At 67.8% G+C, this 8,550-nt stretch carries 9 protein-coding genes; 8 read left to right on the plus strand and 1 reads right to left on the minus strand.

Features of this window, described 5'->3' with window-relative positions; translation table 11 throughout:
* From H0U68_RS14105 to H0U68_RS14135, 7 genes are all read left to right on the plus strand, one after another.
* Positions 1-318 (plus strand): glycerol-3-phosphate dehydrogenase C-terminal domain-containing protein (locus H0U68_RS14105; RefSeq protein ID WP_296356624.1); only part of this gene is annotated, 318 nt, incomplete at its 5' end.
* Positions 318-1,391 (plus strand): ABC transporter ATP-binding protein, encoded by a 1,074-nt coding sequence (locus H0U68_RS14110; protein WP_296356626.1) that lies wholly within the window; start codon positions 318-320, stop codon positions 1,389-1,391. The genes H0U68_RS14105 and H0U68_RS14110, both read left to right, overlap by 1 nt.
* A gap of 1 nt (position 1,392) precedes the next feature.
* The gene (locus H0U68_RS14115) at positions 1,393-2,469 is read left to right on the plus strand and encodes an ABC transporter ATP-binding protein (protein WP_296356628.1); all 1,077 of its coding nucleotides are present in this window, start codon (positions 1,393-1,395) and stop codon (positions 2,467-2,469) included.
* Positions 2,466-3,344: a sugar ABC transporter permease gene (locus H0U68_RS14120; RefSeq protein WP_296356630.1), complete on the plus strand. Its 879-nt coding sequence runs from the start codon at positions 2,466-2,468 to the stop codon at positions 3,342-3,344. The genes H0U68_RS14115 and H0U68_RS14120 overlap by 4 nt, the downstream gene beginning before the upstream one ends.
* A complete protein-coding gene (locus H0U68_RS14125) occupies positions 3,341-4,162 on the plus strand; it encodes a carbohydrate ABC transporter permease (protein ID WP_296356631.1) in 822 nt (273 codons plus the stop codon). The genes H0U68_RS14120 and H0U68_RS14125 overlap by 4 nt, the downstream gene beginning before the upstream one ends.
* 1 nt (position 4,163) lies before the next feature.
* Positions 4,164-4,472 carry a DUF2160 domain-containing protein gene (locus H0U68_RS14130; RefSeq protein ID WP_296356633.1) on the plus strand — a complete coding sequence of 103 codons (309 nt, stop codon included), beginning with the start codon at positions 4,164-4,166 and terminating at the stop codon, positions 4,470-4,472.
* A gap of 42 nt (positions 4,473-4,514) precedes the next feature.
* Complete coding sequence (locus H0U68_RS14135; protein WP_296356634.1) at positions 4,515-6,236, plus strand: ABC transporter substrate-binding protein; 1,722 nt, start codon at positions 4,515-4,517, stop codon at positions 6,234-6,236.
* Between the two features lie 53 nt (positions 6,237-6,289).
* Here the strand turns inward: H0U68_RS14135 and H0U68_RS14140 are convergent, their stop codons facing one another.
* Positions 6,290-6,769 (minus strand): Lrp/AsnC ligand binding domain-containing protein, encoded by a 480-nt coding sequence (locus tag H0U68_RS14140; protein ID WP_296356636.1) that lies wholly within the window; start codon positions 6,767-6,769, stop codon positions 6,290-6,292.
* A 74-nt stretch (positions 6,770-6,843) separates the two neighbouring features.
* Between H0U68_RS14140 and H0U68_RS14145 the strand changes: the two genes are divergently transcribed.
* Positions 6,844-8,550, plus strand: a 1,707-nt coding sequence (locus H0U68_RS14145) for a proline dehydrogenase family protein (protein ID WP_296356638.1), incomplete at its 3' end; no start/stop codon positions are given.

The raw sequence follows: 8,550 nt of genomic DNA on the forward strand, positions 1-8,550 counted from the left end.
GATTTCGAGCGCTTCCTCGCCGAAGCGGGCCGGCGCTACCCCTGGCTGGCCGCCGCGCCGCTGCGGCGCATGGCGCGCGCTTACGGCACGCGCATCGAGCGCGTGCTCGCACCGTCGGCCGCCGCGATGGGCGAGGAGCTGGCGCCGGGCCTGTGGGAAGCCGAACTGGATTACCTGGTGGGCCACGAATGGGCGCGCCGCGCCGACGACGTGCTGTGGCGCCGCTCCAAGCTGGGCCTGCACTGCAGCGCCGCCGAGCGAGAGCGCGTGGCCGGCTGGATGCACGACGAGCACAACGAGATGAAGAAGGTGGCGTGATGCAGCTGACCCTGGACGGCATCAGCAAGAAGGTGGGCGCCGAGGACTGGCTCTACGCGATGAGCCTGGCGCCGAAACCCGGCGCGGTGACGGTGCTGCTGGGCGCCACGCAGGCGGGCAAGACCACGCTGATGCGCATCATGGCCGGCCTGGACGCGCCGAGCGCCGGCCGCGTGCAGGTGGACGGCGCCGACGTGACCGGCCGGCCGGTGCGCGAGCGCAACGTGGCCATGGTGTACCAGCAGTTCATCAACTACCCCTCGCTGAAGGTGGCCGACAACATCGCCTCGCCGCTGAAGCTGCGCGGGGAGAAGAACGTGATGGGCCGCGTGCGCGAACTCGCGGCCAGGCTGCATATCGAGCCGTTCCTGGACCGCCTGCCGGCGGAACTCTCGGGCGGCCAGCAGCAGCGCGTGGCGCTGGCACGCGCCCTGGCCAAGCAGGCGCCGCTGATGCTGCTGGACGAGCCCCTGGTGAACCTGGACTACAAGCTGCGCGAAGAACTGCGCGAGGAGCTGGCGCAGCTTTTTGCGGCCGGCGATTCGACCGTGGTCTACGCCACCACCGAGCCCGGCGAAGCGCTGCTGCTGGGCGGCTACACCGCGGTGCTGGATGCCGGCGAGCTGCTGCAGTACGGCCCCACCGCGGAGGTGTTCCACGCGCCGAAGTCGCTGCGCGTGGCGCGCGCCTTCAGCGACCCGCCCATGAACCTGCTGCCGGCGCAAGCCGCCAGCCTGGGCGTGAAGCTGAACGCCGGGCTGCAGATGTCCATCCCGCTGCCGCAGGCGGCGTCCCAGTCGCTGACGGTGGGCTTGCGCGCAAGTGCGCTGCGCGTGCGGCAGCGCCCTGGCGACGTGGCGCTGCAAGGCCAGGTGGAGCTGGCCGAGATTTCCGGTTCGGACACCTACGTGCACGTGGACACGCCGGCCGGCGAGGTGGTGGCGCAGCTCACCGGCGTGCACGACTTCGCGCTTGGCGCGCCCATCACGCTGTACCTGGATGCCGCGCAGGCCTATGTCTTCGACGCGCAGGGCGCGCTGCTGGTCGCGCCGGCGCGCACCGCCAGGAGCTGAGATGGCCCGCATCGAACTCGACCTCGCCCACGCCTACAAGCCCGACCCGAAGGCCGACGCCGACTACGCGCTGCTGCCGCTGCAGCTCACCTTCGAGGACGGCGGCGCCTACGCGTTGCTCGGCCCTTCGGGCTGCGGCAAGACAACCATGCTCAACATCGTGTCGGGCCTGCTCGCGCCTTCGCAGGGCGGCGTGCGCTTCGATGGCCGCGACGTCACGCATGCCAGTCCGCAGGAACGCAACATCGCCCAGGTGTTCCAGTTCCCGGTGATCTACGACACCATGACCGTCGCCGAGAACCTGGCCTTTCCCCTGCGCAACCGCAAGGTGCCGACAGCGCAGATCGCCAAGCGGGTCGGCGAGATCGCCGAGATGCTGGAACTCTCCGGCCAGTTGAACCAGCGCGCCGCCGGCCTTGCCGCCGACGCCAAGCAGAAAATCTCGCTGGGCCGCGGCCTGGTACGGCCCGACGTCTCGGCGGTGCTGTTCGACGAGCCGCTGACGGTGATCGATCCGCACCTGAAGTGGCAGCTGCGCCGCAAGCTCAAGCAGATCCACCGCGAGCTCAAGCTCACGCTGATCTACGTCACGCACGACCAGATCGAAGCGCTCACCTTCGCCGAGCAGGTGGTGGTGATGACGCGCGGCCGGGTGGTGCAGATGGCCGGCCCGCAGGCGCTGTTCGAGCGGCCGCAGCACACCTTCGTGGGCTACTTCATCGGCTCGCCCGGCATGAACTTCCTGCCGGTGCATGCGGCCGGCGGCGCGCTGCGGGTGGCCGGCAGCGACGCCACGCTGGCCATGCCGCGCGCGCTGCCCGAAGGCGAGCTGTTGCTCGGCGTGCGGCCCGAGTACGTGCACACGGCGGCGGCTGGCGCGCCCGGCAGCCTGCAGGCGGCGGTGGCGCAGGTGCAGGACGTCGGCACTTCGCTGATGCTCACCGCCCGCCTGGGCGGCCACACGCTCAAGGCGCGGCTGCCGGCCGACGCCGAGGTGCCGCGCGCCGGCGACAGCGTGTGGCTGCAGCTGGTGGGCGAACACACCTGTTTCTATCAAAACGAGGAACTGGTCGCATGAAACCCGTCAACCAGAAAGCCTGGTTCCTGATCCTGCCGGTGATCGTCTGCGTGGCCTTCTCGGCCATCCTGCCGCTGATGACGGTGGTGAACTATTCGGTGCAGGACATCATCTCGCCCGAGCGCCGCGTGTTCGTCGGCACCGAATGGTTCGCCAACGTGATGCGCGACGAGGAGCTGCACGCCGCGTTGCTGCGCCAGCTGGCGTTCTCGTTCGCCGTGCTGCTGGTGGAGATCCCGCTGGGCATCGCGCTGGCGCTGTGCATGCCGGCAGCAGGCTGGAAGTCGTCCGCCGTGCTGGTCACGGTGGCGCTGTCGCTGCTGGTCCCCTGGAACGTGGTCGGCACCATCTGGCAGATCTTCGGCCGCGCCGACATCGGGCTGCTGGGCGCCGCGCTGCAGAAGATGGGCATCGACTACAACTACACCGGCAACGCGCGCCATGCCTGGCTGACCGTGCTGGCCATGGACGTGTGGCACTGGACGCCGCTGGTGGCGCTGTTGTGCTTCGCCGGCCTGCGCTCCATCCCCGACGCCTACTACCAGGCCGCGCGCATCGACGGCGCGAGCCGGCTGGCAGTGTTCCGCTACATCCAGCTGCCCAAGATGCGCGGCGTGCTGATGATCGCAGTGCTGCTGCGCTTCATGGACAGCTTCATGATCTACACCGAACCGTTCGTGCTGACCGGCGGCGGCCCCGGCAACGCCACCACCTTCCTGTCGCAGTACCTCACGCAGAAGGCCGTGGGCCAGTTCGACCTGGGGCCGGCGGCGGCGTTCTCGCTGATCTATTTCCTCATCATCCTGCTGCTGTGCTTCGTCCTCTACAACTGGATGCAGCGCGTGGGCACCCAGGCCAAGGAGATGCAGCAATGAGTGCAACAAAGCGATCGGCATTCCCGCTGCGCACGCTGTTCCTGCTGGCGTACCTGCTGTTCGCCCTGCTGCCCATCTACTGGATGGCGAACATGAGCTTCAAGACCAACGAGGAGATCCTCTCGAGCTTCTCGGTGTTTCCGCAGCACTTCACCTGGAACAACTACAAAACGATCTTCACCGACGCGTCGTGGTACTCGGGCTACATCAACAGCCTGATCTACGTGGCGATCAATACCGTGATCTCGGTGTCGGTGGCGCTGCCGGCGGCCTACGCGTTCTCGCGCTATTCGTTCCTGGGCGACAAGCACGTGTTCTTCTGGCTGCTGACCAACCGCATGACGCCGCCGGCGGTGTTCCTGCTGCCGTTCTTCCAGCTGTACACCACCGTGGGCCTGATGGACACGCACATCGCGGTGGCGCTGGCGCACCTGCTGTTCAACGTGCCGCTGGCGGTGTGGATCCTGGAAGGCTTCATGAGCGGCATTCCGCGCGAGATCGACGAGACGGCGTACATCGACGGCTACACGTTCCCGCGCTTTTTTGCGACCATCTTCCTGCCGCTGATCAAGGCCGGCGTGGGCGTGGCGGCGTTCTTCTGCTTCATGTTCAGCTGGGTCGAGCTGCTGCTGGCGCGCACACTCACCAGCGTCAATGCCAAGCCGATCGTCGCCACCATGACGCGCACGGTGTCGGCCTCCGGCATGGACTGGGCGACGCTCGCCGCCGCCGGCATGCTGACCATCGTGCCCGGCGCCATCGTCATCTGGTTCGTGCGCCACTACATCGCCAAGGGCTTCGCCATGGGGAGGGTCTGACATGTTCGAGTGGATGGCCTGGACCACGCCCGTGGCCGTGTTCTTCAGCTGCGTCGCGCTGGCGCTGGCCGGCATGACGGTGTGGGAGCTCAAGTCGCCCACCACCTCGCGCAAGGGGTTCCTGCCGATCGCCACCACGCGGGGAGACCGGCTCTTCATCGGGCTGCTGGCCGCCGCCTACGTCAACCTGGCCTTCATCGGCCTGGCGGGCAAGCTCGCCCAATGGCTGTCGCTGGCGCAGGAACCCAGCATCTGGATCAGCTTCGTGTTGTCCATGGCCGTGCTCGCGCTGGTGATGCGCCGCGGCTGAAGTCTGCATTTTTCACCGCCACCAAACCACAAGGAGAAGACAATGAAATTGCAATACACGGCGCTGGCGCTCGCCGCCGCGCTGGCCGTCGCCAGCCAGGGCTGGGCCGGCGAGCCGGAAGCCAGGAAGTGGGTCGACAGCGAGTTCCAGCCGTCGAGCCTCAGCAAGGACCAGCAGCTGGCCGAGATGAAATGGTTCATCGAGGCGGCCAAGAAGCTGCAGGCCAAGGGCGTCAAGGAAATCTCGGTGGTGTCCGAGACCATCACCACGCATGAATACGAATCGAAGACGCTGGCCAAGGCCTTCGAGGAAATCACCGGCATCAAGGTCAAGCACGACATCATCCAGGAGGGCGACGTCGTCGAGAAGCTGCAGACCTCGATGCAGTCGGGCAAGTCGATCTACGACGGCTGGATCAGCGACAGCGACCTGATCGGCACCCACTACCGCTACGGCAAGATCCTGCCGCTGTCGGACTACATGGCCGGCGCGGGCAAGGAGTGGACCAACCCCAACCTGGACCTGAAGGACTTCATCGGCACCAGCTTCACCACGGCGCCCGACAAGAAGCTGTACCAGCTGCCCGACCAGCAGTTCGCCAACCTGTACTGGTTCCGCGCCGACCTGTTCGCGCGCAAGGACCTGCAGGACAAGTTCAAGGCCAAGTACGGCTACGACCTGGGCGTGCCGGTCAACTGGAGCGCCTACGAGGACATCGCCGACTTCTTCAGCAACGACGTCAAGCAGATCGACGGCAAGCCGATCTACGGCCACATGGACTACGGCAAGAAAGACCCGTCGCTCGGCTGGCGCTTCACCGACGCATGGCTGTCCATGGCCGGCACCGCCGACAAGGGCATTCCCAACGGCCGCCCGGTGGACGAGTGGGGCATCCGCGTCACCGCCGACGGCTGCACGCCGCAGGGCGCCTCGGTGGCGCGCGGCGGCGCGACCAACTCGCCGGCCGCCGTGTACGCGCTGACCAAGTACATCGACTGGATGAAGAAGTACGCGCCCAAGGAAGCCACCGGCATGACCTTCGGCGAAGCCGGCCCGGTGCCCGCGCAGGGCCAGATCGCGCAGCAGATCTTCTGGTACACGGCCTTCACCGCCGACATGACCAAGAAGGGCCTGCCGGTGGTCAACGAGGACGGCACGCCCAAGTGGCGCATGGCGCCCGGTCCGCACGGCCCGTACTGGAAGAGCGGCATGCAGAACGGCTACCAGGACGTGGGCTCCTGGACCTTCTTCAAGGGCCACGACGCCAACCGCACCGCCGCAGCCTGGCTGTACGCGCAGTTCGTGACGTCCAAGACCGTGTCGCTGAAGAAGTCCATCACCGGCCTGACCTTCATCCGCGAGTCGGACATCCAGCACGACTACTTCACCAAGAACGCCAGCAAGTACGGCGGCCTGATCGAGTTCTACCGCAGCCCCGCCCGCATCGCCTGGACGCCGACCGGCACCAACGTGCCGGACTACCCGAAGCTCGCGCAGCTGTGGTGGAAGAACGTGGCCCAGGCCGTGACCGGCGAGAAGACGCCGCAGGCGGCAATGGACACCCTGGCCGACGAGATGGACCAGGTGATGGCGCGCCTGGAGCGCGCCGGCATGGCGACCTGCCCGCCCAAGCTGAACGCCAAGGGCGATCCGGCCAAGTGGCTGTCCGACAAGGGCGCGCCCTGGGCCAAGCTGGCGAACGAAAAGCCCAAGGGCGAAACGATCGCCTACGACAAGCTGCTGCAAAGCTGGAAGACCAAGTAAGCCTGGCCGTCTCCAGAAAAAGGGCCGCGCGGTGCGCGACCCTTTTTTTCGGCTCACATGCCCAGCGCGAGCCGCGTGGTGCTCTTCACTTCCTCCATCACGGCATAAGTGCGCGTCTCGCGCACGCCGGGCAGCTGCCACAGCACGGTGCCGGCGAATTCGCGGTAGGCCTGCATGTCGGCCATGCGGGTCTTCAGCAGGTAGTCGAAGCCGCCGGCCACCATGTGGCATTCCATGATCTCCGGGTGCACCTGCACCGCCGCCTTGAAGGCCTCGAACACGTTGGGCGTGGTGCGGTCCAGCAGCACCTCCACGAACACCATCATTGCGGCGCCCAGCTTCAGCGGGTCCAGCCGCGCCTCGTAGCCCAGGATGTAGGCCTCGCGCGTGAGCCGCTGCACCCGCGCCAGCACCGCCGTGGGCGACAGCGCCACGGCTTCGGCCAGCTTGAGATTGGAGATGCGACCGTCCTGCTGCAGGACATTCAGGATTTTCAGATCGATCCGGTCCAGATCGGCAAGGGATGAGCTCATGGGCAGAGAGTTTATCTAGCCAGCGGCTGGAATTCAGAGAAAAATCCTGCTGACGCTGCGCGACGATCCAGTCCATGGACATGACGCCCCCGCCCGCGGTCGCAACCGCCCCCCAACGCCTGCCCTCGCCCTACCGCCCCGAGGCGGACACCGTGGTCGATCGCCTGCGCACGCTGGAAGGCGCGCTCGACTGGGCCGCCGCCGCCCACACCGCCGCGCCCTGGGTGCAGGCGGTGCGCCGCCATCCGCCGCCGTTCTGGGCGATGGAAAGCCTGCTCAAGGAATACCCGATCTCCAGCGCCGAGGGCCTGGCGCTGATGCGGCTGGCCGAAGCGCTGCTGCGCGTGCCCGACGCCGAAACCGCCATCGCGCTCACCGCCGACCAGCTCTCGCGCGCCGACTTCGAAGGCACGGCCGACAGCACGCTGGCGCGCCTGTCGCACAGCGCCATCGCGCTGTCGAAGAAATTCCTGCCCCCTTCGACAGGCTCAGGACAGGTGACCGGCCGCGAAGACCCCAGCCTGCTGGTCCGCCTGGGCTCGCGCACCGTGGTCGCGGCCGCGCTGCGCGCGGTGCAGCTGCTGGGCCGCCAGTTCGTGCTGGGCCAGGACATCGGCGCGGCCATGGACGAAGCGGATGCGGCGCGCAAGCGCCAGGCGCATCTCAGGTTCTCGTACGACATGCTGGGTGAAGGTGCGCGCACCGAGCACGACGCGCAGCGCTACCTGCTGCACTACCAGCGTGCCATCGATGCGATCGCCAAGCGCGCGCGCGCCGACCGGCCGGTGGAACAGAACGACGGCATCTCGATCAAGCTGAGCGCGCTGCATCCGCGCTACGAGGTGCTGCAGCACGAACGCGTGATGGCCGAACTGGTGCCGCGCGTGTGGGGCCTGTGCGAACAGGCGGCGCGCGCCAACATCAACCTGACTATCGACGCGGAAGAGGTGGACCGGCTGGAGCTGTCGCTCGACGTGTTCGAGGCGCTGGCCGCGCGGGTGGCCGAACAGCACCCCGGCTGGCAGGGCTTCGGCCTGGCGCTGCAGGCGTACCAGACGCGCGCGCTGGAACTGATCGCGCACGTGGCGCGGATCGCGCGCGCCTACAAGCTGCGGCTGATGTGCCGCCTGGTCAAGGGCGCGTACTGGGACGCCGAGATCAAGCGCGCCCAGGAGCTGGGCCTGCCGCACTACCCGGTGTTCACCCACAAGCACCACACCGACGTGTCGTATCTCGCGTGTGCGCGCGCCCTGCTGGATGCGCAGGACGCGATCTTTCCGCAGTTCGCCACGCACAACGCCGGCACCATCGCCGCCATCCTGCAGATGTCGTACCGCACCGGCGCCAAGTTCGAGCTGCAGCGCCTGCACGGCATGGGCGAAGGCATCTACCGCGAGGTGATGAAGAACCCGCTGGTCTCCTGCCGCGTGTATGCGCCGGTGGGCCAGCACCGCGACCTGTTGGCGTATCTGGTGCGCCGGCTGCTGGAGAACGGCGCCAATTCCTCCTTCGTGCACCAGCTGGCCGACGAGTCGGTCGGCATGGAAGAACTGCTGGTTTCTCCGCTGCACCTGCGCCCCGAGCCCTCGCTGCCGCTGCCGGCCGACCTGTACGGTCCCTCGCGCAAGAACAGCGCCGGCCTGGACTTGACCGACCCGGCCCAGAGCGCGCCACTGCAGCAGGCGCTGGGCGCCACCGCCGTGCCGGCGGTGGCCCTGTTCGATCCGGCACAGGTGCCGCAGGCGGTGGACCGCGCCGTCGCCGCGCACGCCACCTGGGCC

Source organism: Ramlibacter sp., assembly GCF_013697775.1.
Classification (GTDB): domain Bacteria; phylum Pseudomonadota; class Gammaproteobacteria; order Burkholderiales; family Burkholderiaceae_C; genus Ramlibacter.

What these genes read in the sequence shown, in the direction of transcription:
- H0U68_RS14125 (WP_296356631.1), top strand. Translation starts at nt 3,341, where the DNA reads ATGAGTGCAACAAAGCGATCGGCATTCCCGCTGCGCACGCTGTTCCTG.
- H0U68_RS14110 (WP_296356626.1), top strand. Translation starts at nt 318, where the DNA reads ATGCAGCTGACCCTGGACGGCATCAGCAAGAAGGTGGGCGCCGAGGAC.
- H0U68_RS14130 (WP_296356633.1), top strand. Translation starts at nt 4,164, where the DNA reads ATGTTCGAGTGGATGGCCTGGACCACGCCCGTGGCCGTGTTCTTCAGC.
- H0U68_RS14120 (WP_296356630.1), top strand. Translation starts at nt 2,466, where the DNA reads ATGAAACCCGTCAACCAGAAAGCCTGGTTCCTGATCCTGCCGGTGATC.
- H0U68_RS14135 (WP_296356634.1), top strand. Translation starts at nt 4,515, where the DNA reads ATGAAATTGCAATACACGGCGCTGGCGCTCGCCGCCGCGCTGGCCGTC.
- H0U68_RS14140 (WP_296356636.1), bottom strand. Translation starts at nt 6,769, where the DNA reads ATGAGCTCATCCCTTGCCGATCTGGACCGGATCGATCTGAAAATCCTG.
- H0U68_RS14115 (WP_296356628.1), top strand. Translation starts at nt 1,393, where the DNA reads ATGGCCCGCATCGAACTCGACCTCGCCCACGCCTACAAGCCCGACCCG.